Raw genomic sequence first — 23,906 nt, forward strand, 5'->3', positions numbered from 1 at the left:
CAACATGGAACAGACGTGGCGTTGGTTTGGCCCCCAAGACCCGATCTCCCTGGCGGACGTCCGTCAAACCGGTGCAACCGGTATCGTCACCGCCCTGCACGACATCCCCAATGGCGACGTCTGGCCGGTGGACGCCATCGCGGCGCGTAAAAAGATGATCGAAGCCGCAGGGTTGAGTTGGTCGGTGGTGGAAAGCATTCCCGTGCATGAGGACATCAAGCGCGGCTGCGGACGGCGTGACGAATACATCGCCAACTACCAGCAAAGTGTGCGCAACCTGGCGAGCTGCGGCATCGATATCGTGTGCTACAACTTCATGCCCGTATTGGACTGGACCCGCACAGACCTGGCTTGGGAGTTGGCGGACGGCGGTTGGGCGCTGCGTTTTGATCACACCGCGTTTGCGGCATTCGACCTGTTCATCCTCAAACGCCCGCAGGCACACGCCGAATACAGTGCCGAGGACATCCAGCAGGCCAAGGCCTATTTCGAGCAACTGACGCTTGCCCAAAGTGAAGCCTTGGTTAATACCTTGATCGCCGGTTTGCCCGGCGCCGAAGAACACTACAGCCTGGACGACTTCCGGACCTTGCTGGCCACCTACGCGCACATCGACGAAGCCAGGCTGCGTGAACACCTGGGGTATTTTTTGCGCGCCGTGGTGCCGGTCGCTGAGGAAGTGGGTGTGCGCATGGCGATTCACCCGGACGACCCGCCCCGGGCGTTACTCGGCTTGCCGCGCATCCTGTCCACGGCCGAAGATGCCCAGTGGTTGCTGGACGCCGCACCAAGCCCGGCTAACGGCCTGACGTTCTGCACCGGTTCCTATGGTGTACGTGCAGACAACGATCTGGTGGCGATGGCCAAGCACTTTGCGCCGTTCATCTACTTCACTCACCTGCGTTCTACCCGCCGCGAGGCCGACCCACGCAGCTTCCACGAAGCTCACCACCTGGACGGCGATGTCGACATGGTGGGGGTCATCGCTGCGCTGGTGGCAGAAGAGCGCAGGCGTGAGCGCGAAGGTGGTCCGCGCCTGCCGTTGCGTCCAGACCATGGCCATCAACTGCTTGACGATCAGCAGCGTAAAAGCAACCCGGGCTATTCACTGATCGGTCGCCTCAAGGGCCTGGCAGAAATCCGCGGTGTGGAATTGGCGGTCCGCCAACAATTGGGCTGAAGGCTTGAAAAACGGAGCCAGTCGTCAGCGCGAAACCGCTGGCTACCGGTTTCGTCCAATGGCCGGGCGCTCTTCCGGCTCAAGCGCTTGCAGCCAACGATTTTCCGAACAGTTCAAATGTTGGCGCATGCAGGTTTGTGCGCCGAGAACGTCTTTTTGAACCACGGCGCGCAGTATGGCTTCATGCTCGATGACGGCCGCTTCCCAGGTCAGCGCGTTCTCCGAGTGTTTACTCAAGTGCGCAGAAATTGGGTTATGTCGTTCATCAAAGAGCCCCATGATGATTCGCACCAATGCGGAGTTGCCACTCATTTTAGCCAGGCGATGGTGAAATTTGCGGTCGTCCTCAAGGGGCGGTAAACCCTTTTCGATGGAGGCGCGCATGGCATCAATACAGTCTTGAAGATAGCGATAGTCGCTTTTTTTGCCATGCAGACAGGCCAGAATCATCGCCTCACCTTCGATCAGCGCGCGGGCCTGCATCAGCTCAGAAGGGCTCTCGCCGAGGGTTACGGTCTTGTTTTTTCCGTCCAGGGCCTGGGCCCGCACATATACGCCCGAGCCCATCTTGATTTCAACACCGCCTTCTATTTCCAGGGCGATGAGCGCTTCGCGCAACGACGGTCTGGAAACACCGAGCAGTTGCGTCAAATCGCGTTCGGGCGGAAGCCGGGAGCCGGGTTTAAAATCCCCCTGCACGATGTAATCGCGCAGTTGATCTGCGATTTTCTGGTACGGCTTTCGCTCAGGGTAGTGGGTCGGTGAGGCCATCGGTAAGGCGTCCATCAAAGAGTTCGCCGAGGCTACCATAGCCCTGGCGACGTGCTGACCGTTTCACATCACCGCGCCCATCTGCCAAGGCAGGAACTCGTTGTCGCCCAAGCCGTTTTCTTCGCTGCAGGTGGGGCGTCCGGACGCGGTTTCGAGCATCAATTGGAACAGCCGCTCACCTGCCTCGGCTACCGATTCCAGGCCATCGACAATGCCGCCGGCATTGAAGTCCATATCCAATTCCATGCGATGAAACAGGCCGGTGTTGGTGGCGATCTTCAATGAGGGGGTCGGTTTGCATCCGTAGGTCGAGCCACGGCCGGTGGTAAAGCAGATGAGGTTCGCGCCTCCCGCCACCTGACCGGTAGCCGACACCGGGTCGTAGCCGGGCGTGTCCATGAACACCAGCCCCTGGGCGTCGACCTTTTCCGCGTAGTGGTAAACCCCCATTAACCCAGTGGTGCCGGCTTTCGCCACAGCGCCCAGGGATTTTTCCAGGATGGTAGTAATGCCACCGGCCTTATTGCCCGGCGAGGGGTTGTTATTCATGTCGCCATCGTTGTGTTGCACGTAGGTTTCCCACCAGCGGATACGCGCCATCAATTTTTCCGAAATATCGGCTGATGCCGCGCGGGCCGTCAACAGGTGTTCAGCGCCGTAGATTTCGGGCGTTTCCGAAAGAATGGCGCTGCCGCCATGCTTAACCAGCAGGTCGACCGCAGCTCCAAGTGCCGGGTTTGCGGTAATGCCTGAGTAACCATCCGAGCCGCCGCATTGCAACCCCACACGTAGATGGCTGGCGGCAACAGTCGTACGCCGAAAGTTGTTGATGACGGGCAGCATCTCTTCAATATGAGAGATGCCACGTTGTACGGTTTCGCGAGTGCCGCCCGCTTCCTGAATGATCAGGCTGGCCTTGAGCGTAGCTGAGCGATCGCCCAGCTCATTCATCAGTGGGGTCAGTTGGTTGACCTCACAGCCCAGGCCGATCAACAGCACGCCGGCGAAGTTGACGTGATCCGCGTACCCGCGCAAGGTCCGTTTGAGGATATCGATACCGTCACCTTTCGCCCCCATGCCACAGCCGCTGCCGTGGGTGATTGCCACCACGCCATCGACGTTGGGGAAGTCTTTCAGGCGCTCGGAAGAGAACGCATGGGCGATGTGTTTACAGACGGTGGCCGAACAGTTGACGCTGGAAATAACGCCGATGTAGTTGCGTGTGCCGACACGCCCATCATCGCGGACAAACCCTTCGAAGGTTGCCGGCTCACGGCTCAATACCGTGGGTACATAGCGGTTCTGCACATTGTGCTCGGCGTTGGTGGCGGGCATGTCCAGGTTGTGCACGTGCACGTAATCGCCGGGTTCGATGCCCTGGGTGGCCAGGCCTATGGTCTGGCCGTACTTGAGGACCCGTTGGCCTGCCACCACCGCACGCAGGGCGATCTTGTGGCCGGACGGAATCGGTTGTCGGGCAACCAGCGCGATACCGTCGGCGCGCAGATGTTGCCCCGCAGCGATATCGCCCCGGGCCACGGCAACATCGTCGCCGGGGGTCAACACAAGCAAGGATTGACTATCGTTCATCACGCCTCTCCTAACATTCGATGATTGCTTTGACGACGCCTTGTTTCGGGTCGAGCAATGTGGCGAACGAGCTGGGGACATCGCTGAGTGTCAGTCGATGGGTGTTGAGGGCGGCGTCCGGAATCAATCCGTTGCGCAAACACTCTTCTACATACTGGAAGTCTTCGTGGGTGGCGTTGCGGCTGCCCATCAGCGTGGCTTCACGCTTGTGAAATTCAGGGTCGGAGAACGTGATGGAATCGCGCACCACTGAAATCATCACGTAGGTGCCGCCGTGCGCGATGAATTCGAACCCGCGCTCCATGGCTCGCGCATTGCCGGTGGCATCAAACACCACGTCGAAAAAATCACCCTCGGTGAGTTCGGCAAGCCTTTCCTTGTCGCCCTCGCCGATTTTCACGGCAGCCTGAATCTTCAGGTGTTTTTTGCAGAAGGACAGGCGGTCGTCCCGCGTATCCAGAACCGTGACATGCGCACCCCGCAGGCTGGCAAAGATCGCGGCAGCCATACCGATCGGGCCGGTGCCGACCACCAGTGCGCGTTTATCTGCCTGGATTGTTGAACGACGTACGGCGTGCGCGCCGATGGACAGAAATTCGATCATCGCAGCCTGATCAAGGGACACGCCTACGGCTTTGTGGACGAATGCATGGGGAATGCTCAGGTATTCGGTAAAGGCACCGTCGCGGTGAACCCCCAGCACCTGGATATGCGTGCAGCAATTGGTCTTGCCCTGGCGGCAGGCGATGCATGCGCCGCAGGAAAGATAGGGCATCACGTAGACCACATCGCCCGTGTCGAGGTCGCTGGCGCTGTCCGTTTCTTCCACCACTCCAGAGAACTCATGGCCCATCACGCGCGGGTATTGGAGGTAGGGCTGATTGCCGGTGAAAATGTGCAGGTCGGTGCCGCAGACCCCGACGCGCTTGATGCGGATCAGAATCTCACCAGGCATTCGGGTTGGCTTTTCACACTCGACGCCGGTTAGTGAACCGGGTTCGTTACAGATGACAGTCAGCATGTTGATGCTCCTTGGCTGGCGCGCAGGCAACGGATGTCGACAAGCGGGAGAGGTCGCCCGGCTGGCGGGGAGTCTACATATCAGACGATCTCTTTTTGTTGTAGGCGGACAGCGGTCCGCCGGGATGATCAAGGCTTCAAAACTACACATCGATAAAAATATTGGCAAGACCAATATTTATAAATATAAATTGGACGGACCAGTTAGGGGTGTCGAGATCCGTTCTGAACTCCGTTGGACTCCGCGCCGCTGGCTACTCACGTCGATCTGGTCGGCAGTTTCCGTCCGGACATGTGAGACGCGAACAACGTGTTGTTGGGCAAGGTGAGGATCTGTGTAAATTGATGGTGTTTGAGCTTGATGCAGCACTTTTATTCGGTTGCCAAAGAGGTAGGCGGAGCGAGGTGTCGGGGCCGGCGAGCATGTATAAAGGCTGAACCCCGAGCTAGATGGCGTCGATGCGGATCATCGCAACTGGCCTCAAAGGAATGCGACACAGGCAGCAGCCAGATAATCTGGCCAGTCGACTTCGACGGCGGGGGGACGATTGACGAAATCGCAACCCCCCAATCTTAACCACTGCCTGTAGCTTCGACTTCTCCTGAAAATGCCGCTATCGCGTTGGGGGAGCAGGTCAAAAAACAAACGGCGTTATTGCGGTCAGCCTCGATTTGCCAAGAAACCTTCGGCCATGAGTCGGAATGCTTCGATCGCTTTTGGCAAGACAACATCTGGCTCGTCGCTCGCGGCGATCCAGAGCGCCGCATTGAGTGCCGCGCCGCTCAGAAGGCGTGCCGCAGCCTCGACATCGACTGGTTTCATGACCCCCTCGGCGATCAAGTCGGCGACCGACAGTTTCGTGACGTTGAGGCAGGCATTCTGGCTAGGCCACTGCGAAGGGTCACCCAGGAAGGCAGGCCCGTCCAGCAGGACAATTCGTCGAACCTCCGGGTCCAGCGCCATCTCGATATAGGCTGCGCCTTCGGCCAGCAGTCCCTCCCACGAGTTTGCGGCAGATGCTCCAGCCTGATGTGCACGTGCGGCCATCTCGCCGTCCACCTGCTCGACAACAGCCGCCAGCAGTCCCTTCTTGTCGCGAAAGCCATGGTAGAGAGCGCCGCGGGTGAGCCCGACGGCCGCCGTTAGATCATCCATGGACGCCGCAGCAAAACCCGACGCCGCAAACGCCTTGCGCGCTGCGCCAATCAGCTTGGTGCGGTTTTCCGCCATCGTTTCGGTGCGGCGTTTTCTAATCAACACGACCTCTTTTTCGTATACGTAGCGTATGTGGAATTGACGGATAGCTGTCTCGCGTGTTTTATATACGTAGCGTATGTGAAAGCCATGATAGTGCTGGAAAGTTCGACGACGTTTGATCAGGCATGTCCGCCCCCCATGAGAAGGACGATAATATGACCCAGCGCGAAGCAGTATATCCCGCCAATCGACAGGCGCTCTACGAGGCATACGGCTATTGCGCCGCAGTGCGCTCGGACAATCTTCTATTCGTATCTGGCCAAGTCGGCAGCCGTCCCGATGGCTCGCCCGAGCCCGATTTTGAAGCTCAGGTTCGCTTGGCCTTCGCCAACCTTGAAGCCACGCTCGCGGCAGGAGGATGCACGTTAGATGACATAGTCGACGTGACGTCATTCCATACGGATCCGGAAAAGCAAATGAGCGCGGTCCTGGCGGTAAAAAGCGAAAAGTTCCCGCAGATTCCGTATCCGAACTGGACAGCTGTTGGGGTCAACTGGCTTGCGGGCTTCGACTTCGAAATCAAGGTAATCGCACGCGTTCCATCTGCGCCGGTGAGCCGCCGCAACCCGCCAGCGATGTGGGATATGGGATCGCTCGGGTGGTCGCACATCAGTGTCGTTGAGCCAGGTCGCCTCGCCTTCCTGTCCGGCCAAATCGCAGCGACGCCAGGCCAGGAGGACGTGCCCAACGACATCGCTGGCCAAGCAAAGCTCGCGACGGCCAGCCTCGCCGCCGCACTCCACGACCTGGAGGCAACCGCTCAAGACATTGTCATGCTGCGTGTCTACGTCGTGAATGCAACCAGCGAAGCCTTCGGTCAGGCTGTCACAGCTTTACGCGAGCTGCTCGGGGACGCAATGCCCAGCATCACGACGATTGGTGTTCAGGCACTCTATAAGCCGGAAATCAAGGTTGAGATTGAAATGTTGGTGCGCGTCCCCTGAAGGGGAAATATCGAACCCTTGCCCTTGCCCTTGCCCTTGCCCTTGCCCTTGCCCATGGCCATGGCCACTGGGTACAGGGCCGAGATCGACATGGAATGTCAATCGCGCCTGGCTGTGCATCCTCTTCAGCGACGCCGCGTTCGTTGCTGCTTTCCGGTTAAAAAAGATGAGGCTGGTTGAAAACTTCGTCTGTTGTAAAAAAATCAGCCGACGGAAACACCGGCGCGCCCGGCAGATCCTTAGGTGCTGAGCAGTTGTCGCCTACGGCGCTGTTGAGCGCAGATCAGGCCCACCAGCAGCCAGCATCGTCGAACTGAAACGCAACTACGGACTTTAGTGAGCCTCACAGCCACCACTGAAAAGCGTATGAAAACTCCCATGAAAAATCTTGTTCTGACTGTTCTTTTTGCAGTATCGCAAATGTCACGCGAGGCGATTGCGCAAGGGGATGCCCTAATGGACGGTACCCACAACAGGGGCCGGGCTGGAGTGACTGATACTTCCAAAGGCATACCAGGCATTTCTATAGGGATGTTTACCGGTGGTGACACGGAACATCGCATTGTTGAACATTTTCAAGCTTACTGAAGCGCTTGGTGGGGCGTCAGCATCTCTGATGGAACCGCTGGCTGCCGCCCTTCTGTGAGTAGCAAACAACTTGACCTCTCTTATCCCATTGCACTGACGAATGTGCTTCTGATCGCTGACCCCTTTGAGAGCACCGTTAAGAGCAACCATGAGCAGCGCGATCGCTTTGGCTGCATCTTTTGTAAGAACGACGGGCGAGTTACAAATCAGGCAACGACTGGTCACTTTGGAGGCGGATTTCAATGGTCGCCTGTGGATCTCTATAGACTGATAATACGTCTAGAGCCCAGTAAATAGTAGGATCTGTGGATCTTGGTGGATTTCTGTGGCGCATTAAAAAGCCGGCTTGTGGCCGGCCTTTTTAAAAAATAAGCTATTGAAATTAAAAGAAATTTATTTTTATATGATGGCCGACCCACATTCTGACCCATACTTTGATTTTCCTGTTTTTTCGAGAGCATTCCCAAAACTCCGGTCTCTGAGGGCGTGGAGGAATTCCTTCTATCAAGATAGGTGATACATCCTCCTCGCAGCAGAGCATATTTCAGCAGGCGGAATCGCCCAATACGCGCTGGTCGGATGCGCGGAGTGGTGAAGATCTATTGCTAACGATCTCAGTGGCGTCATATTGGATTCGAAAAATCTAGCTGCGGTAGAACAACTCGAATATCCGTCTGAGCGATGGTGATGGGCCTTGGCCCCTCAGATAATCATGCAGAATTAACGGCACGCCTATTCAACGCTATTTTGATGTATCCATTTTTTCAGATGGTGTTAAATATAAACTTTTCTCAGTCTCCATTTTTATCATTTTTTCAATGATCTGCGCTCTTTTCATGCCATGTAACTCAACTAGGTCGTCTAATTTGTTAATTGTGGCGTGGGTGAGCATCATGTTGACTTGTCTTTTATCTGCATTGCGCTCATCGAATTGTCGACGATTCCAGAGGTTTTTAATTCCTTGGATAATGACCTTCTGTTCATGGCCGCTAAAATCCGCATGGTCAAAAAACATTAGTAATTCTTGATAGTTGCTAATTGGGCGTGTACTTGATAAATGGTTCAAATATTTTGCAGAAAGTTCTCTTTCTACCCAGTCCCACGCGCATAGACAGCGCTTTGCACCTTCCTTTTTATCAGTGAACCAGGAAAACTGAGTATCATGTGCTATGTGCCTGCGCCATTTTATGTAAAGATCGTTAACTTCCGCCGCTTTCCTTTCGACTTTTTTATCCCAAATATCAATCATTGCAATGATGTGCGATCTTCCGGTTAGATGAACGAGGTGGCGAGGGAATCTCCTTTCTGTAAGGCGATCAACCTCAGGAAGTAGCCAGCAATATTGGCGTTCGTCATCTATGATCCAGTTTAACCCTTCGTCAGGTATTAAATTTTCATCTCTAAGTATCTGAATATTGTTACTGATTTTAGGATGTCGACTCAATTCTCTGGCTGTGACATTTTTCATCGATTGCCCATTGCAACTATCAGCCGGTAGACGACCATTAGGCTGTTTATTGAGATAGAGCCAGATCCATATATCTTGACGAGTATTTATATTGTTGCCGTTAATATGTCGGTCAAACATGGCATTAGCTTCTTCCTCAGTCACAATATCCACTATATTTATCCCGATTAATTAGTTGTTAAGTATATATAATTTTTTGTAATTCTATTTCCTTCTAGTGAAAATCTAGCAGGTTTTTAGGTTTTTTGTGTGCATTTTCGTAAATTTCTATGATTGTTATAGGGAATTCTAGGATTTTTTTTACGTTTTTTCCTAATGTTTACAGGTGAAAATTTATGAATTGTCTTAAATATCATGATTTTTAAGGCGGTCTAGGCAGAAACTTTTATAGCGGGGATGCTTGTTATATTTCGGGGTGGGCATGGGATGCTCTGGATGGACGAGAAACGATATTTACGGCTAGAGTTAATTTGTGGAGAGCCAGCAGCGCTACCGATTTTTGGTCTACGTGATTGTGAGTATTTTTGAGTTTGAAGATTTTCGGAAGTCAGCTGATAACTAATATCTTAAGAGGGACCGCTGGGGGTAAGTAGGTACGGTGAGTAGGTTTTTTGCTCTTGTTTCTTTTTCAATGAATGATGAAGTTTTGGTTGTATATTGCTTGATTTACAGCTATGTATTTATGCGGTGATGCTATAAGTTGCAGGTAATGGTGCGGAAGTGTTGAGCGTATAATGGTAGGCTGAGGGCGTCATCCGTCATTTCAGCTATCGTATATGTCCTATAATTGCTATGAGAGAGTTCATTGAAGAAGTTCCGTTACTCTTCACTCCCGCTATAAAAATAGTGGGTGACAATTAGTTATTGCTCCATTTTTGATACATGGCGTGCCTTTCGATTTTTCTGGTGGCTCACGGTATAGCTTTATGTATAGATTCATCATGAGACGCAGCGGTCGGATTTATCTAGCGGGTCTGATATTCTTGTTAAAGAGTAATGCCTCCATGGTTTTTACCTCAATCTTGTAGCTAGGCTTAAGTCTTTTAATTTAATTTTCACAATCTTCCCCGATCCTCTGAACGATAACGAGGAGTCTGTTCATGAGGATCATCCGCTTGAAAGAAGTAATCGGTTCGACTGGTCTAGCTCGGTCGACCATTTACAAATACGTCGGGGAGGGGAGCTTTCCGAAGCCTGTATCGTTGGGCGAGCGTTCTGTCGGTTGGATTGAGCTTGAGGTCCAGGACTGGATACTTGCCAGGATCTCGGAACGGGAGCTAGTAGAAGCTCCTGTAATGCGTACCAGAGGTCAACTTAGTATGGCCAGCTAGCAAACAGTATAGATGCTATGACCTGCTACGGCAGGTCATAGCATCTATGCTGTAGCGCTTCCTTCCAGACGAGAGGCGGTGGTGCGCCCATCGCTCGGGTTGATACGGGTAATAACGAGGGGATCAGAGACAGTTTATTTCCGGAATATGCTTTTCACATAAATCACCGATATTCCTAGGCTGTTGAAAGGTATTTACTCCTGATAAGCCGGTCTTACTATTGCTGCGCGGGTATTATGCTTTATAGTCTAGTCTAATGTTATTAGTATGGTCTAGTGCTTTATAGTCTAGTATTATAAGGTTGTTGTCATAGTATGCTGTTACTAGTGTTACTGGTGTTACTGGTGTTACTGGTGTTACTAGTGTTACTAGTGTTGCTAGTAAGTTGCTACTTATTGATCTGATCAATGACTATCTATCCTACTATCTGCTAGACCCAATACACACCTGATACGCCGACACCCATGACCCGGAGATCTGTACCATCAGTCATTCAGCCAAAGGTGATCATATCGCTGAGAGGTAACGGTTAAAAATTACAGAGCACGCACTGGTTATGTCATCCACCGAGGAGTCATCACCATGCTCGACCATACCGATACCATCAACCGCAAGCCGCGTCGTCACCCCGACAACGACAATCTCAATTACCACTATGCCGATACCTATGCCGGTTTACCTGTGATGGTCGAGAAGGGACCTTTCATCCGTGAATACCTTTCCGATCTCAAACGCACCATCCACGCGGCTATGGATCAGTACTCACGGATATTGGCGTTCAGAGTCGACCTCAGGCTGCCACAGGGCGTTGATCTGCCTGATTACGTTTACACGAACGAAGTCATAAGCAAGTTCTTTGAATCTTTCACTAAGAAGATCCAGTACCACCAGGAAAGGGTGGGTGAGCGTGGGTATCCCCGTGGCTGTAAGGTCCGGTATGTCTGGGCGAGAGAGTTGGGTGAGGAACGTCGGCCTCATTACCACCTGTTAATCGTGCTGAACCGGGATGCTTACTACTCAGTGGGGCGCCTAGGTTCTGGGAGGGTGAATATGATCAGCCGTATGGATGAGTCCTGGGCTGGTGCGCTGGGTCTGTCAGTCGATCAGGTGAAGGGGCTGGTGCATATACCTGACAACGCTGAGTATCGTGTCGACCGTTACGTTCGTGGTGGAGATATGGATGAGCTGACGAAGCTTTTCCATCGTGCGAGCTATCTCTGCAAGGCTCCTACAAAAGCGTATGGGGATCGGCAGCGGGGTTTGGGTACCAGTCGGGGCTGATGCGCATGGTCTGAGCCCTTTGGTGTCAGCAAAGGGACGGATTAGTTGGGGATGAGCTAGGCGCTGTTAAAAATCACACAGCGTGTACCTGTTATGACTAATCCCATCAGGTACTTCGCAATGGAATTCCAGGCCTCAAAAGTGTCACTCTCTCAATCCGACGTCTCTGTGCTGATCGAGCGTCTTGTCACTGCGATCAAGCACACGCGTGATAATGCGTTCAACATAAGCAAACTCAATACTGATGATGAACAAGTCCAGACCACCCGGCTATCGCGTTATTTTCACCACATAGAGCAAATGGTGAAGCTGTTCGATGATCGATGCGCTTACGAGGTCGATGAGCATCTCCACGTGTTCCGGCAGGCGTGTCAGGACGTTGGGCTAGAACTCAGTCCGGTAGGGCTGACATGCCTCAGCAGCGACGAGACTCGCTACCTCAGCACTCATGAGGCGCTCAATATACTTACTCAGCGTATATGCGTGCTGACAGGCTCATAGAGCTATCAGCGCAGGATATGTAACGCGGCCTTCATGCTCCTGATAGAGCCGTTCGGCCAGTGCGACTCGAGCTACGACTAGCTGTCTAGGTGCGCCATGCTTGGGTCGGCCAATGTCCGTTCGAGAACATCGACAACCGGCGAGTCCTCGTTGGCCATGAACAACGCCTCGATCCATTCCCTGGTAGCCAGCAAGCTATCGCGCAACTCGTCATGGGCCGGGGCAAGGGGATGCTCGAATTCGTCTTCAACGATGATTGCAATCAGCTCGTCTGCTGTCAGCCTAGGTGACTCAAGAATGTCCCTTAGGTCGAAAACAAGATGTTCAGGGTCAACCGCGAACGTCAGCGCATCCTGTTCGACTTGCTCCTCTTCGTCCTCCTCCCAGGTGTCTGCAAAATGCAGCGCCTGTTCGTACGCCGTGGGGCGCTTCAACTCGGGTAAGGAGAATCTATACAGTCGGCTTCAATCTGCTTGGGCGAATGCACTGAGAGTTCCTTTTGAAGACGCTGATGGACTGGTACATGTCCCTGCTAATCCTCAGTACCTCCTCTCTCATGATGGCCACCTGCAGATGAAGGAATACTTCCATCGGGTCAGCAATCTCTGCAAGGCAGCTACCAAGGATTATGGTAGTCGATGCCGAGCATTTGGTTGCAGCAGAGGCTGAGCTCGTGCCACTGGGATCCCGCCAGGGAGCGCTCACTGCCAGCCTTTGCGTGACCGATATAAAAACCTCATTGCGCGACTTCAGTGCCCCCGATTTCTCATGGGGCAAACGATAAGAGCGTGCATCATCCCGGTTGCCTAACTTCCAAAATTTGGATTAACTGGTATGTACCAATTCGGTCGGCCTCAGCTACCGACCTCGCGCCAGTCATAACGGAAGCCATACCTTGCCCCCCATGGACCCTACCCAGAGTAACGAGGCCGCAGTCCCTCTCTATAAACAATTGGCCGATACCCTGCGCCAGCAGATCGAATCGGGAGAGTTGAATGATCAGGAGCCACTGGCGCCGGAGCGTGAGCTTGCCCTGCATTACAAGGTCAGCCGGGATACGGTGCGCAAGGCGATTCGCTTGCTTGATGAAGAGGGGATGATCTACAGCGATCACGGCCGGGGTACGTTCATCACCTCGGCGCCGTTGCGGGATATGGCCAAGGCGATTGGCAGTTTCACCCTCGACACCTTGAGGCGTGGCGGTGTACCCGGGCAGAAGGTGCTTGTTTTTGAAAAGGTCACTGCCGGCATGGCGATCGCCAGTGTCCTGAATATCAAGCCTGATACGGTTCTGCATCACGTCAAACGCGTGCGTTTGATCGATGGTGAGCCCATTGGTATTCAGGATTCCTGGTTGTGCCTGCCTAAGGGCCAAGGTTTCAGCCGTGAGCAGTTGGAGCGCAAGGGCTCGTTGTATCGGTTGTTGGTCGAGGATTTGCAGATTCAACCGAGTGTCGCGCTGGAAAGCATCGGTTCGATACTGGCCTGCGAGCAGGATGTCGCACTGCTGAATCTCGATAAGGGCGCGCCGCTGTTGCTGTGCGAGCGCGTCACCATGTCTGAGCGGCGTGTGCCCATTGAGTACTGCGAAATGCGCTACGGGCCGTCCTATCGCTACAAGAACAAGGTGACGCAATGGGGCGGTAACTGACCGACATCCTCTTTCCAAGGTACGAACCAATGCGCCAGCCAAGGGCGCATTGCCAGGCGGATCCATCGCTTCTCCAACACCCCCAGATACCATAAAAGCCCGCAGATCTTGAACAAAAAGTGCGCATGGGCTGTTCCCTGCGCACCGATTTCTTGCCTTTATTCTTTATAGGTACGTACCTTTATTGAAAAATAGTGGCCATGAACAGGCTTTTGTAGCCGCAATGTCATATTGCATAGCCATATTGCGGATATTCGCCTTACTTGAGTAAAGGTACGTACCAATTGGTACGGGTATTGCTTTTGCCAGACAAGGTGCCCGGTGCTCCGTTGGTGTTCGAGGAGCATTCGGTCCGTTCGATGTGAAGATGGAGACAGGCATTTGCCCATGGCCAACCACACTGCAAGCCTCGTCCTGGATGACCAGGATTTTCTTCCCACCCATCGCCGGGAGGCTGTTGCTGCGCCGTTTCGCCTAAGCGTGCTGGACGTTCCGGCGAGCGGGCTGCTGCCGCGGACAATCATGCTCATGGTGTTGCTGTCCGTGATCGTGCATGGCGCGTTGCTGTGGTGGAGCTCTCAGTCTGCAGAGCGGATCACCCCGGCTCAGCCGCAGGAGATGTCCATCGAGTTTGCCGCCGAAGCCGCGCCAACACCTGCGCCGCCTGCCGAGCCTGAGCCCGCGCCAGAACCTGCGCCAGTCGAGCAATCGATAGAGCCGCCCGCGCCGGAGGACGCCGAAGCCGTGGCGCCACCACCCAAGCCTGCGCCGGTGAAGCCTGGGCCGACCAAGCCGAAACCCGTGCCAGTGACCAAGCGTATCGAGCCGGCTCAGCCCTCGGCGCCTGTTGCCGCTCCAGGCCCGGCGCCAGCCCTGAGCCCAATTCCCGCACCGGCACCGGTAAAGGAAACCGCTGCGGTCTCCAGTCTTGCAGGTCTTGGCAATCCGGCCCCGGCCTATCCGCAGATGGCCTTGCGCCGCTTATGGGAGGGCAGGGTGGAATTGCGCATCAATGTCACCGCAGAAGGCCGCGCGGCTTCGGTGAGTGTTACTCGCTCCAGTGGCCATGAGTTGTTGGACGACGCAGCCGTCGAAACCGTGCGCACCTGGAAGTTTTTACCGGCAAAGCGGGGAGACACAGCCGTTTCCGGCACGGCGACCCAAGTCATCGACTTCAAATTGCCCAAGTGATCCTGAACCCTTCATTCAAAAGGAAACCCATATGCTCGACTCATTGACTCCGCTGATCGTACCCGCCGTGTTGTGGGCGCTGATCGCATTTTCCGTTGTCACCTGGGCGTTGCTGATGATCAAGGTGATGCAGTTCGGCCGACAGAAAAGTGAGAGCCGACGTTTTTTGCAGGCGTTCTGGGCGTCGCCCGATCTGTCGTCTGCAGTGAAACAGGCTGGCCAATTGCCCGGAGGCCTGGCGCGCATCGCCGCTTCGGGGGTGGATGCCATGAGCCTGGAAGAGCACTCGCGCAGCGCCCTGGCCCAGTCCATCGACCGTTCCGAACGTGTCGAAAGGCATCTGAAACAGCAGATCCAGAAAGAACGTCGACACCTGGAGGCCGGGCTGGCGGTGCTTGCCAGTATTGGCAGCACGTCGCCCTTCATTGGCCTCTTCGGCACCGTATGGGGAATCATGAATGCCTTGCAGGTCATCGGCCAGACCGGTTCCGCCAGCCTTGAAACAGTTGCCGGGCCCATCGGTCACGCTTTGCTGGCTACCGGGGTGGGTATCGCGGTCGCTGTGCCGGCCGTGCTGATCTACAACTTTTTCCTGCGCCGCCTGAAGCTGTCCATCGCCTACATGGATGACTTTGCCCACGACTTCTACAGCCTGGCGCAACGCAGTGTGTTCACCATCGGCCAGCAGCCGATCGCACAGAACACCAGAAGCTTCAAGGAGGCAAGTTGAAATGGCCTTCTCGACCCAGGACAGCGACGAAGTGCTCAGTGAGATGAATGTCACACCGCTGGTGGACGTGATGCTCGTGCTGTTGGTGGTGTTCATGGTCACTGCGCCGCTGATGACCAATTCCATCAAAGTCTCGTTGCCCAAGACCGATGCCGTGGCGCCTCTGCAGCAGAAGGACCCGGTGACCGTGAGTGTCGATCGAGACGGCAAACTGTTCCTTGACAAGGACGAGATCGATGCCGGGATGCTGGAAGCGCGACTGGCAACTATCAAGTCTGTGGACAGCGAGACCCGGGTGCGTTTGCAGGCTGATACTTCGGTGAATTACGGCGCGGTGGCCAAGGCCATGGCCTCTATCGAGCGCGCGGGGATCACTCGGGTTGCCGTGGTGACCGCACGATGAGCCGCGACCTGAGTAACGCCGGCCTTTTGTTTGCCCAACGTCCGGACCGGTCATCGGACCTGTTCATGGTGGGGGATCCTTGTGTCGATATCTATTTTTCGACCCGTCGGGTTCCCGTGGCTGGTGAAAAGCGTCTGGGGCAGATGCTTGGCTGCTTTGCGGGCGGTACTGAGTCGAATGTGGCCTGTGCGGCCAGTCGCCTGGGGCTGACGGTGAGCGTTTGTGGCCGGGTAGGGGATGACGTCTATGCCGCCATGCTGCTGGCCGAATTTTCCCGTTTCGGCGTGAGCACTGAGCATGTGACGCGTACGCCTGGGGCGACCAGTGCTTCGGCGCTGATCATGGTGCCGCCCGATGGCGAAAAGGCCCTTGTCTATAGCGCCATGACCGCGCCACTGGATCCGGTCGCGGACATGTTTGGCTTGCTTGAGCAAAGCCGGGCGTTCTACAGCGCGCCTTATGACCTTCCGCGCTTTCTCCTCCAGGCCGAGGCGGCTCAGGGATTCGGTACCGATGTAATCATTGATATCGAAGCGGCGATGGTCCCGGACACCAGGACTTTCCATGCGCTACTCAGTGCTGCGGAGGTGGTGTTCATGAACGGTGACAGCTTCCGTGAGCTGACCGGGCAGCCACCTTCCATTGAGCGCTTGCAAGAGTTGCTCGGCCGCGGCCCGCGCCTGCTGATCGTGACCCTGGGCATCGATGGCGCGATGGCCGTCAGCCGCACTGAAAGCTATCAGCACCCGGGTTTTCCTGAGATCGCCGTAGACAGCACCGGTGCTGGCGACTGTTTTGCCGGGGCTTTTCTGGCCTGTGCCCTGCAAGGCGGCACGCTGGCTGAGTCCATGGCGTTCGGCTGTGCTGCGGCCGGTTTCGCCGTGCAGGCCTTCGGTGCCCGCAGCGGCTATCCCCAACGCGTCGATGTCGAGAGCCGACTGCGCTCTGCCGACCTTCAACCATTTCCAGCAAGCGTGCGCTGAGCGATACGGACTATTTATGAGTAATCCTGCATTTCTGGCCCCGGCCTTCATCACTTTCACTGGCGTTGACAGCGACGCGCTGATTCCCGGCATGCGTGCGCTGTCGGAGCAGTATCCGATCGAATGGGGCGTGCTGATCGACCCGGCTCGACTCGACAACGCCCTGTTTCCGGATGCCGAAACCGTCAAGCGCATCCGCCGCAGTGGCTTGCGTCTGTCGGCCCATATCTGTGGCGTGCCGGCGGCGCTGATTGCCGGCGGTGGTGAGCCGGATCTGCACCTGGACGGCTTTTCCCGCTTGCAGATCAATCACGGTTTCAGCGGCAGTAATGCGCAACAGATCGAGCACTGCATGCGCTTCGCCTCTCGTCACGGCATGCGTGCAGCCCTGCAATGTCAGGCGGCGTTCCCTGAGGTACCCGGTGTCGACTGGCTTTACGATGTGTCATTCGGCACCGGTATTCAGCCGGGGCAGTGGATTGCACTCAAAGGAAATATTCCATTCTGTGGCTACTCCGGCGGTCTCAATCCGCAGAATGTGCGCAGCGTGCTGCAACAGCTCGACCTGGGTAGCGGCAATGCGTATTGGATCGATATGGAATCGGGCGTGCGCAGCAACGGTCGCTTCGACCTGGCCAAGTGTGAAGCCGTATGTCGCGCGGTGTACGGGCCGCTGGCGGTCGAGCTGCCCAGGGTGGCGATGTGAGTCGCGGGCCTGTCAGTGCCTTAGTCGCGGCTGCGCGCCCTTCGGCTTGGCGCGGGTTTTTTCGCCTGGCAGAGCAGGGCACCACGGCGCGTCGTGAGCTGGTGGCAGGCCTGACCACGTTCGCCACCATGGGCTACATCATCGTGCTCAATCCGGCGATTCTGGCGCCTACCGGTATCGCCCAGGCCGACCTGCTGTGGGCAACGGTGATCGCGACAGTGGTCGGCACGCTGCTGATGGGGCTGTGGGCCAATCTGCCCATCGGCTTGGCGCCGGGAATGGGCAGCAATGTTGTGTTCGCCCAAGTACTGGTGAGCAAGATGGGCGTGTCCTGGCAGATTGGCCTGGCCATGATCTTCTGCAATGGCCTGCTGTTTTTTCTGCTGTCAATGAGCCGCTGGCGGCAACGTATCATTGAGGGCTTTCCCGAGCCGATAAAACAAGGCATCGGCTTGTCCATCGGCGGTTTTATTGCCTGGCTGGGCTTGAGTAACTGCGGGCTCATACACAATTTGCCAGACAGTACGATGACCCTCGGGCCTTTCGGTCAGCCGGCACAACTATTGGCGTTGGCAGGGTTGCTATTGACCCCGGTGCTGATGGCCCTGCGCGTGCCCTGTGCGCTGTTGCTGGGAATCGTCGGAGTCAGTGTGGCCGGCCTGCTCGTACCTGGCAGCGATGGCATGCCGTTGACCGCTACGCCGCAGGCTGTTTTCGCGCTGCCGCCGTTCAATCCGCAGATGCTCCTGGCCTTCGACCTGAAAGGCTTATTTACCCACTTTTCACTGTTGCTGCCGGTGACGTTGTATTTCCTTATTTCCGAATTCTTTTCCGGCACCGCCACTCTCTTTGCCGTCACCCGGCGCGCTCATCTGCAGGCTCCGGGGCAGGACATCCCCAATGCCCGCGCTGCGTTTTCCAGCGATGCGCTGAGCAGCGTGATCGGTGCCGCAGTGGGCACGACAACGGTGACTGCCTATGTCGAATCGATCGCAGGTGTGGAGGCCGGCGGGCGCACGGGGCTGACGGCCGTGGTGGTGGCAGGGCTGTTTGCCGTATCGATTCTGTTCTGGCCGCTGATCCATTGCGTCCCGGCACAGGCCAGTGCTGTCGCCCTGGTGATGGTGGGTGTGTTGATGCTCAAGTCCATTGGCGACCTGGATTTCACTCAGGCAGAAACGGCAATTCCCCCTGTATTGATGTTGTTGGTAACCCTGCTCACCACGGACTTGATGGTGGGCATGGCCATGGGCTGTTTCAGCTACACCGTTATTGTCCTGGCGCGGCGGCAGTGGGTGCGATTGACGGCGATTCTGATTGGGCTGGACGGGGTATTCGCCTTTTACCTGTGGGTGAAAGACGCGCTCTGAGCATGCGGTAAAGGCTTCTTTGTAATCGGCTTATTCATGATGGCGGCAAACCCCGATTTTGCTGTTACGGGTTTCTGCGCCTCGTGAAAAGCCATAACCACTCATTGTTCGGCATTTGTTGGGAGACAGGACATGGCTTATCAGGCAGGCAAATCGAAGCAAGCGTTGTATTGGGCAGGCGCGCTATGCGCCGGATTGGGCGGCTTCGCGCTGACACCGCTGGCCCAGGCGGCCAGTGTGCAGGCCAGTGGCGAAGCCGTGGTGCTGCCGGATGTGCAGGTATCAGCGTCCTCGTCGGCCAGTACCGACGCCCCGGTGAAATCGTTGCGGCGGGTGACGGCTAATGGCGCACTGGGAAGCACGGCCGAGATCGACACGCCGTTCTCGTTGAAGACCGTCGATGCCCAGGACATTCGCGAGCGCCAGGCCTCAAGTATTGATGAAGTGCTGGCCGGGGACAGCTCGGTGCGCCAGACCTCCGGTGCCGTTGCTGGTGTCGTGTCCTATGTGTCGGTGCGCGGCCTGCTGCTTGATCAGGTCAATGGTTACAAAGTCGACGGGCTGAACTACGTCAACCGCGCGGAATTGCCGCTGGAGATGGTCGAACAGGTACAGGTGCTCAAGGGCCTGTCGGGTTTCATGTACGGCTTTGGTTCACCGGGCGGGGTGGTCAACTATCAGCTCAAGCGCCCGACCGATGCGCCGGTGCTGGACTTCGGCGCGCGCTACAAGTCCGACGGTGTGTTTTCGGAAAGCGTCGATAACGGCGGCCGTTTCGGCCCGGAACAGCGCTTTGGCTATCGGGTCAATGCCGTGCACGAGGGTGGTGACACCTATGTTGATGGCGGCCACGTACGCCGTGATTCCGGTTCCCTGGCGCTGGATGCGCGACTGACCGACAGCCTCACCTGGGACTTCGATGCACTGCAATCGACGCGCCTGTCCAAGGGCGTTTACTACGGGATTTTTCCGGGCACCGGCGTAGATATCCCTCACACCATCCCCGGCGACAGTAAACTCGCCGAAGACGGCTCGTATTTCCGCACGCGCACATCCCTGGCTACCACTGGCTTCAAGTGGGAACTGTCGCCGGAATGGACCGCCAATGTGCATTACCGCTACGGTGAGCAATATACCGGTTGGCGCGAAGGCAGCCTGAACCTGCTCAATAACAACGGCAGCTACCGGATTGCCCAGTCTGCACAACTCGAAACCTTTACCTCCGGCCAGTTGCAGGCATCCCTGGAAGGCAGTTTTCAGACCGGTCCGCTCTATCACAAACTGGTGCTCGGGGCGTCATCCCTGGACATCCTGCAGCGCCGTGACGCCAATGCGGCCAGTGCCACCATCAACGGCGGCAACCTTTACGATCCGGTTGATCTGTCCGGTTACTCCACCAGTACCGCAGGGCACAATCGCCACCGCTTCCTCGATATCGATGAGGACGCCGCCTTTGTTGCCGACACCATCGACCTGACCGAGCAATGGTCGGTCATCGCCGGCTGGCGCTATACAGACTTCCAGCAGAAGAACTACGACCGCAACACCGGCGTGCAACTGACTGGGGCGGCGGGTGACTATCAGGAGAAAAAGGTCACTCCGACCTACGCCCTGATGTACCGCCCGTGGCAGGACACCACGATCTACACCAGCTATGTGGAGTCCCTGGAGAAGGGCGGCGTGGCCAGTATCAGCAACTCCAACTACGGCGAAGTGTTCGCTCCCATCGAAAGCAAGCAGTACGAGCTGGGAATCAAGACCCAAGGCCAGGGCTGGAACAGCACGGCAGCGCTGTTTCAGATCGACCGTGGCGCGCAGTACACCGACAGCACTAACGCCTTCCGCCAGCAAGGCAACGTTCGCTACAAGGGCGCCGAGTTGGGCGGCGAGATCAGCCTGGCCAACGAATGGACGCTTTCGGCCAACGGCTTGTGGCTCGACTCGAAATACCGTGGTGTGCCGGGCCTCGAGGGCAACAGTGCGGCGGGCGTCTCCGACTTCCAGGCCGCCAGTCGCATTCGCTACGCCCCCGGTGCATTGCAGGGCTGGGCATTCAGCCTGGGTGCCAATTACTACTCGAGCTATGACTTCAATGCGGCCAACACCCTCAAGGTCGATGGCTACACCCTGTTCGACGTCGGCGCCCAATACCAGACCAAGCTGTTCGGCAAGAAAACCACCCTCAATGCCGTGGTCAATAACCTCACCGACGAGCAGTACTGGGTGACCTACAGCTCTTCCTCGCCAAGCCTGATGCAGGGCGCGCCGCGCAATGTGGTGCTGAGCGTGAACGTGGAGACTTTCTGAATGCGCGCTCGCGCTGTGTTTGCAGCGCTATTGCTGGGGGGCGCGCAAGTGCTCGCACCCGCGGCGAGAGCGGCGTCAGCCCCGGAAATCATTGACCTGGTCGACCTGCCCGCAGGCTTGCATGTGGGCGGCACGGCAGTGGGCGGCCTTTCCGGCCTGGACTACGATGCTGGCCAGGACCGCTGGTATTTCATCACCGACGAGCACTCCCAGGATGGTGCAGGCCGTCTTTATACCGGCGTGTTGAAAAACACCGGCAAGCGCTATGACCTGAAACTGAATGCGGTCTGGCCATTGAGCGACTGCAAAGGGCAGCGCTACGTGCCGTTGAGTCAGGAGGGGCCGGTGTCCGATGGCGAGGCGGTGCGTGTTGACCCGCTGGGTGGGTTGCTATGGTCCTCTGAGGGTTATTACAAGCGCGGCATCGGCCCGTCGATCAGCTTCGCCGACAAGCATGGCGGTTGCACGGCCGAACTTGCGTTACCGGTGCCCTTGCAGCGCGACCCGGCAGGACAGAATGGACCGCGCAGCAACAAGTCATTCGAAGGGCTGACGTTCGATCCGGGGGGCCGCTCGTTCTGGGTATCGGTGGAGGATGCGCTGTTGCAGGACGGTCCAATGTCGAGCCTGCAACAGGGCGGTCTGGCCCGCATCTCACGCCTGGACCGCCAGGGCAATCTGCTGCAGCAGTTCGCCTATCGTCTCGACCCGATCCAGGCGCCGGGCGTGGGCGGCATAGCCGACAACGGCATCAGCGAAATCCTTCTCGATGGCCCCAGCGACATGCTGGTGCTGGAGCGTTCAGGGGCGAAGAATAAGGCAGGCGCGTTCGATTTTCGCTGTCGGCTGTACCGGGTTTCTCTGGAGGGTGGTGCTGATATCTCGGGCATCAGGCGTCTGGCCGAGGCGCAGGTCAATCCGCTGAACAAGACATTAGTGTTCGACTTCGGTCGACAACTGTCCCTGCGGCCCTATAACTTCGAGGGCATGGCCTGGGGGCCGCGTCTGGCGGATGGGCGGCGCTCGCTGATGATGGTCTCCGACAACGGCTTCGAGACGGTCAATACCAAGCTGCTGGTGCTGTCGGTGCCTTGACCCGGCGTTTATATAAGGAGCGGTGCATGAGGATTCAACGCGGCGGGCTGCGTGCATTTCATACGGTGGCGTTGTTAGTGACGTTACTGCTCGGTAGCGCGCTGGCGGACGCTGCCAGTGCCAAGCGCAAGATCATCGTCGATCAGGATGCCTTGGGGCCCGCCGGTTCCAATCTCAAATCCTTATTGATGCTGCTGTATGCGCCGGATGTCGAAGTATTAGGTTTTACCGTGTCCAGTGGTGACGGCTGGCGCGACGAGAATGTCGCCAGCCTGTTGCGCCTGCTGGAAGTGGTGGGGCGCACTGACGTGCCGGTGTATCCGGGGGCGGTGTTCCCCTTGGTCAACAGTGAAGCACGCACCCGTCGCTGGGAAACCATCTATGGCCCGCTGGTCTACAAGGGCGCCTGGAGTGCGGGTGTGCCGGGCAAGCATCCGCAAACTCCGTTCGAGATTCCCGCGTTTGCCCAAGGCTTGCCCCATACCCGCCCGGCCAGCGGCAGCGCTGCGCAGTTCATGGTGGACATGGTGCGCAAATATCCCGGCGAAGTGACGATCTGGTCCGGCGGACCGTTGACCAATGTGGCCCTGGCTGCGCGGCTCGATCCGCAATTTGCTGTCCAGGCCAGGGAACTGGTGTTCATGGGTGGCAGTTTTCTGCCTTCGCCTGCGGACAACGCTTTTGCCGACGAATACCGGCAGACGCCCCGTCAGGAGTTCAACATGCGTTTCGATCCGGAGGCAGCCTCCCTCGTCCTGCACGAACCCTGGCGGCGGATTACCCAGGTCCCGGTGGATCCGTCCACGCGAACCCTGTGGACCAAGGCTGACGACGAAGATATTGCCCGCAGCGGTTCTGAACTTGGCCAGTACCTGAAAAAGTACGACCAGTCGCTACCCATGTGGGACGAAATTGCCGCCGGGGTCTGGTTGGACCCTTCACTTATTCGGCATCAGATGACGGTGCTGGTCGATATCGATACCAGTTTTACCGCTGGCTACGGCAATACGCTGTCCTGGCCCCAAGGCAAGGGGCCGGGGCTGGGCGAGCGAGGGGTAGAGGTGGTGACTGACGTCGACGTGCCGGGTCTGATGAGCCAGGTGAAGACATTGCTGAAGAAGGGGCGCTGATCATCGCCCCGATCACGAGTGATTTCAGTGACTCATTCTGGCGGCCGAGACTTGCTCTTCGATGCCTTCCAGATATTGGGATTTAAGCGCTTCGGCCAGGGGGGCGAGGATCGGGTTGGCCTTGAAGTTCGCCAGCAGGGTTTCGATGACCCGCCCGACCGTTTCATTGGCCGCAACTACGCTGGCGGGAATCAGTGGGTCAAACTGAATCTTTTCCATCTCGGCATCGAGGCATTTCAGTACTGGCTCGGCGTCCAGAATCTGGGTGCGCAATACATCGAGTGATGACGGCATCGTACGTCCCTGTATGAAGCGCGGCCCTCTTTAGCCGGGGCTTAAAAGAGAACGCAATGTTGTCTGTTGTCGTAAAACCGAAACGTAATATAGGCGACCTGACGTAATACGTAA

General features: G+C 56.7%; 25 protein-coding genes and 1 pseudogene. 19 read left to right on the forward strand and 7 right to left on the reverse strand.

Features of this window, described 5'->3' with window-relative positions; translation table 11 throughout:
• The first annotated feature begins 4 nt into the window (after positions 1-4).
• Positions 5-1,180 (forward strand): mannonate dehydratase, encoded by a 1,176-nt coding sequence (gene uxuA, locus AC1Z24_RS03465; protein ID WP_483744543.1) that lies wholly within the window; start codon positions 5-7, stop codon positions 1,178-1,180.
• 42 nt (positions 1,181-1,222) lie between these two features.
• Here uxuA and AC1Z24_RS03470 read toward each other — a convergent pair whose 3' ends face one another.
• The 4 genes from AC1Z24_RS03470 to AC1Z24_RS03485 all read right to left on the reverse strand — a co-directional run bounded on the left by AC1Z24_RS03470 (position 1,223) and on the right by AC1Z24_RS03485 (position 5,819).
• Positions 1,223-1,951, reverse strand: coding sequence for a FadR/GntR family transcriptional regulator (locus AC1Z24_RS03470; protein ID WP_483744544.1), 729 nt, complete (start codon positions 1,949-1,951; stop codon positions 1,223-1,225).
• A 63-nt stretch (positions 1,952-2,014) separates the two neighbouring features.
• Positions 2,015-3,541, reverse strand: a complete 1,527-nt coding sequence (locus tag AC1Z24_RS03475) for a UxaA family hydrolase (RefSeq protein WP_483744545.1) — start codon at positions 3,539-3,541, stop codon at positions 2,015-2,017.
• Positions 3,542-3,551: 10 nt separating this feature from the next.
• Entirely contained in the window at positions 3,552-4,562 is a 1,011-nt protein-coding gene (locus tag AC1Z24_RS03480) for a zinc-binding alcohol dehydrogenase family protein (protein ID WP_483744546.1), read from the reverse strand.
• Positions 4,563-5,222: 660 nt separating this feature from the next.
• Positions 5,223-5,819 (reverse strand): TetR/AcrR family transcriptional regulator, encoded by a 597-nt coding sequence (locus tag AC1Z24_RS03485; RefSeq protein WP_483744547.1) that lies wholly within the window; start codon positions 5,817-5,819, stop codon positions 5,223-5,225.
• Between the two features lie 155 nt (positions 5,820-5,974).
• Here AC1Z24_RS03485 and AC1Z24_RS03490 point away from each other — a divergent pair.
• From AC1Z24_RS03490 to AC1Z24_RS03505, 4 genes and pseudogenes are all read left to right on the forward strand, one after another.
• Positions 5,975-6,370, forward strand: a pseudogene (locus tag AC1Z24_RS03490) (RidA family protein); the annotation flags it as partial.
• A gap of 33 nt (positions 6,371-6,403) precedes the next feature.
• Positions 6,404-6,763, forward strand: coding sequence for a RidA family protein (locus tag AC1Z24_RS03495; RefSeq protein ID WP_483746516.1), 360 nt, complete (start codon positions 6,404-6,406; stop codon positions 6,761-6,763).
• 378 nt (positions 6,764-7,141) lie between these two features.
• Entirely contained in the window at positions 7,142-7,351 is a 210-nt protein-coding gene (locus AC1Z24_RS03500) for a hypothetical protein (RefSeq protein ID WP_483744548.1), read from the forward strand.
• 148 nt (positions 7,352-7,499) lie between these two features.
• Positions 7,500-7,622 carry a hypothetical protein gene (locus AC1Z24_RS03505; RefSeq protein ID WP_483744549.1) on the forward strand — a complete coding sequence of 41 codons (123 nt, stop codon included), beginning with the start codon at positions 7,500-7,502 and terminating at the stop codon, positions 7,620-7,622.
• Between the two features lie 471 nt (positions 7,623-8,093).
• Here AC1Z24_RS03505 and AC1Z24_RS03510 read toward each other — a convergent pair whose 3' ends face one another.
• Entirely contained in the window at positions 8,094-8,972 is an 879-nt protein-coding gene (locus AC1Z24_RS03510; RefSeq protein WP_483744550.1) for a hypothetical protein, read from the reverse strand.
• A 947-nt stretch (positions 8,973-9,919) separates the two neighbouring features.
• Between AC1Z24_RS03510 and AC1Z24_RS03515 the strand changes: the two genes are divergently transcribed.
• From AC1Z24_RS03515 to AC1Z24_RS03525, 3 genes are all read left to right on the forward strand, one after another.
• On the forward strand, positions 9,920-10,150 hold the full coding sequence (locus AC1Z24_RS03515; RefSeq protein ID WP_483744551.1) for an AlpA family transcriptional regulator: 231 nt from the start codon (positions 9,920-9,922) through the stop codon (positions 10,148-10,150).
• A 582-nt stretch (positions 10,151-10,732) separates the two neighbouring features.
• Entirely contained in the window at positions 10,733-11,431 is a 699-nt protein-coding gene (locus AC1Z24_RS03520; protein WP_483744552.1) for an inovirus Gp2 family protein, read from the forward strand.
• Between the two features lie 120 nt (positions 11,432-11,551).
• Positions 11,552-11,932: a hypothetical protein gene (locus AC1Z24_RS03525; RefSeq protein WP_483744553.1), complete on the forward strand. Its 381-nt coding sequence runs from the start codon at positions 11,552-11,554 to the stop codon at positions 11,930-11,932.
• A 77-nt stretch (positions 11,933-12,009) separates the two neighbouring features.
• Here AC1Z24_RS03525 and AC1Z24_RS03530 read toward each other — a convergent pair whose 3' ends face one another.
• Positions 12,010-12,366 (reverse strand): hypothetical protein, encoded by a 357-nt coding sequence (locus AC1Z24_RS03530; RefSeq protein WP_483744554.1) that lies wholly within the window; start codon positions 12,364-12,366, stop codon positions 12,010-12,012.
• On the opposite strand from AC1Z24_RS03530, the gene AC1Z24_RS03535 reads away from it, so the two are divergent.
• The 11 genes from AC1Z24_RS03535 to AC1Z24_RS03585 all read left to right on the forward strand — a co-directional run bounded on the left by AC1Z24_RS03535 (position 12,353) and on the right by AC1Z24_RS03585 (position 23,498).
• Positions 12,353-12,601 (forward strand): YagK/YfjJ domain-containing protein, encoded by a 249-nt coding sequence (locus tag AC1Z24_RS03535; RefSeq protein WP_483744555.1) that lies wholly within the window; start codon positions 12,353-12,355, stop codon positions 12,599-12,601. The genes AC1Z24_RS03530 and AC1Z24_RS03535 overlap by 14 nt on opposite strands.
• Before the next feature lie 235 nt (positions 12,602-12,836).
• Positions 12,837-13,583, forward strand: a complete 747-nt coding sequence (locus AC1Z24_RS03540; protein ID WP_483746517.1) for a GntR family transcriptional regulator — start codon at positions 12,837-12,839, stop codon at positions 13,581-13,583.
• A 387-nt stretch (positions 13,584-13,970) separates the two neighbouring features.
• Entirely contained in the window at positions 13,971-14,774 is an 804-nt protein-coding gene (locus AC1Z24_RS03545; protein WP_483744556.1) for an energy transducer TonB, read from the forward strand.
• A 31-nt stretch (positions 14,775-14,805) separates the two neighbouring features.
• On the forward strand, positions 14,806-15,504 hold the full coding sequence (locus AC1Z24_RS03550) for a MotA/TolQ/ExbB proton channel family protein (protein WP_483744557.1): 699 nt from the start codon (positions 14,806-14,808) through the stop codon (positions 15,502-15,504).
• Position 15,505: 1 nt separating this feature from the next.
• Positions 15,506-15,907: an ExbD/TolR family protein gene (locus AC1Z24_RS03555; protein ID WP_483744558.1), complete on the forward strand. Its 402-nt coding sequence runs from the start codon at positions 15,506-15,508 to the stop codon at positions 15,905-15,907.
• Positions 15,904-16,890, forward strand: a complete 987-nt coding sequence (locus AC1Z24_RS03560; protein ID WP_483744559.1) for a carbohydrate kinase family protein — start codon at positions 15,904-15,906, stop codon at positions 16,888-16,890. Before AC1Z24_RS03555 ends, AC1Z24_RS03560 begins: the two co-directional genes overlap by 4 nt.
• A gap of 16 nt (positions 16,891-16,906) precedes the next feature.
• On the forward strand, positions 16,907-17,596 hold the full coding sequence (trpF, locus tag AC1Z24_RS03565; RefSeq protein WP_483744560.1) for a phosphoribosylanthranilate isomerase: 690 nt from the start codon (positions 16,907-16,909) through the stop codon (positions 17,594-17,596).
• Positions 17,542-18,966 carry an NCS2 family permease gene (locus AC1Z24_RS03570; protein WP_483744561.1) on the forward strand — a complete coding sequence of 475 codons (1,425 nt, stop codon included), beginning with the start codon at positions 17,542-17,544 and terminating at the stop codon, positions 18,964-18,966. Before trpF ends, AC1Z24_RS03570 begins: the two co-directional genes overlap by 55 nt.
• Before the next feature lie 132 nt (positions 18,967-19,098).
• Complete coding sequence (locus AC1Z24_RS03575) at positions 19,099-21,273, forward strand: TonB-dependent siderophore receptor (protein WP_483744562.1); 2,175 nt, start codon at positions 19,099-19,101, stop codon at positions 21,271-21,273.
• On the forward strand, positions 21,274-22,368 hold the full coding sequence (locus AC1Z24_RS03580) for an esterase-like activity of phytase family protein (RefSeq protein ID WP_483744563.1): 1,095 nt from the start codon (positions 21,274-21,276) through the stop codon (positions 22,366-22,368). It abuts the gene before it with no gap.
• Positions 22,369-22,394: 26 nt separating this feature from the next.
• Positions 22,395-23,498, forward strand: a complete 1,104-nt coding sequence (locus tag AC1Z24_RS03585) for a nucleoside hydrolase (RefSeq protein ID WP_483744564.1) — start codon at positions 22,395-22,397, stop codon at positions 23,496-23,498.
• A gap of 24 nt (positions 23,499-23,522) precedes the next feature.
• On the opposite strand, the gene AC1Z24_RS03590 is transcribed toward AC1Z24_RS03585, so the two are convergent.
• A complete protein-coding gene (locus AC1Z24_RS03590; protein WP_483744565.1) occupies positions 23,523-23,792 on the reverse strand; it encodes a hypothetical protein in 270 nt (89 codons plus the stop codon).
• Positions 23,793-23,906 lie beyond the last annotated feature (114 nt).

The organism is Pseudomonas sp. JL23, from assembly GCF_056933585.1.

Bases quoted from the DNA above. Each gene is read 5' to 3' on its own strand.
- AC1Z24_RS03515 (WP_483744551.1), top strand. From the start codon at position 9,920: ATGAGGATCATCCGCTTGAAAGAAGTAATCGGTTCGACTGGTCTAGCT.
- AC1Z24_RS03520 (WP_483744552.1), top strand. From the start codon at position 10,733: ATGCTCGACCATACCGATACCATCAACCGCAAGCCGCGTCGTCACCCC.
- AC1Z24_RS03480 (WP_483744546.1), bottom strand. From the start codon at position 4,562: ATGCTGACTGTCATCTGTAACGAACCCGGTTCACTAACCGGCGTCGAG.
- AC1Z24_RS03585 (WP_483744564.1), top strand. From the start codon at position 22,395: ATGAGGATTCAACGCGGCGGGCTGCGTGCATTTCATACGGTGGCGTTG.
- AC1Z24_RS03570 (WP_483744561.1), top strand. From the start codon at position 17,542: ATGTCGCGCGGTGTACGGGCCGCTGGCGGTCGAGCTGCCCAGGGTGGC.
- trpF (WP_483744560.1), top strand. From the start codon at position 16,907: ATGAGTAATCCTGCATTTCTGGCCCCGGCCTTCATCACTTTCACTGGC.
- AC1Z24_RS03575 (WP_483744562.1), top strand. From the start codon at position 19,099: ATGGCTTATCAGGCAGGCAAATCGAAGCAAGCGTTGTATTGGGCAGGC.
- AC1Z24_RS03580 (WP_483744563.1), top strand. From the start codon at position 21,274: ATGCGCGCTCGCGCTGTGTTTGCAGCGCTATTGCTGGGGGGCGCGCAA.
- AC1Z24_RS03475 (WP_483744545.1), bottom strand. From the start codon at position 3,541: ATGAACGATAGTCAATCCTTGCTTGTGTTGACCCCCGGCGACGATGTT.
- AC1Z24_RS03505 (WP_483744549.1), top strand. From the start codon at position 7,500: ATGAGCAGCGCGATCGCTTTGGCTGCATCTTTTGTAAGAACGACGGGC.
- AC1Z24_RS03495 (WP_483746516.1), top strand. From the start codon at position 6,404: ATGGGATCGCTCGGGTGGTCGCACATCAGTGTCGTTGAGCCAGGTCGC.
- AC1Z24_RS03555 (WP_483744558.1), top strand. From the start codon at position 15,506: ATGGCCTTCTCGACCCAGGACAGCGACGAAGTGCTCAGTGAGATGAAT.
- AC1Z24_RS03500 (WP_483744548.1), top strand. From the start codon at position 7,142: ATGAAAAATCTTGTTCTGACTGTTCTTTTTGCAGTATCGCAAATGTCA.
- AC1Z24_RS03525 (WP_483744553.1), top strand. From the start codon at position 11,552: ATGGAATTCCAGGCCTCAAAAGTGTCACTCTCTCAATCCGACGTCTCT.
- AC1Z24_RS03560 (WP_483744559.1), top strand. From the start codon at position 15,904: ATGAGCCGCGACCTGAGTAACGCCGGCCTTTTGTTTGCCCAACGTCCG.
- AC1Z24_RS03470 (WP_483744544.1), bottom strand. From the start codon at position 1,951: ATGGCCTCACCGACCCACTACCCTGAGCGAAAGCCGTACCAGAAAATC.
- AC1Z24_RS03540 (WP_483746517.1), top strand. From the start codon at position 12,837: ATGGACCCTACCCAGAGTAACGAGGCCGCAGTCCCTCTCTATAAACAA.
- AC1Z24_RS03550 (WP_483744557.1), top strand. From the start codon at position 14,806: ATGCTCGACTCATTGACTCCGCTGATCGTACCCGCCGTGTTGTGGGCG.
- AC1Z24_RS03545 (WP_483744556.1), top strand. From the start codon at position 13,971: ATGGCCAACCACACTGCAAGCCTCGTCCTGGATGACCAGGATTTTCTT.
- AC1Z24_RS03590 (WP_483744565.1), bottom strand. From the start codon at position 23,792: ATGCCGTCATCACTCGATGTATTGCGCACCCAGATTCTGGACGCCGAG.
- uxuA (WP_483744543.1), top strand. From the start codon at position 5: ATGGAACAGACGTGGCGTTGGTTTGGCCCCCAAGACCCGATCTCCCTG.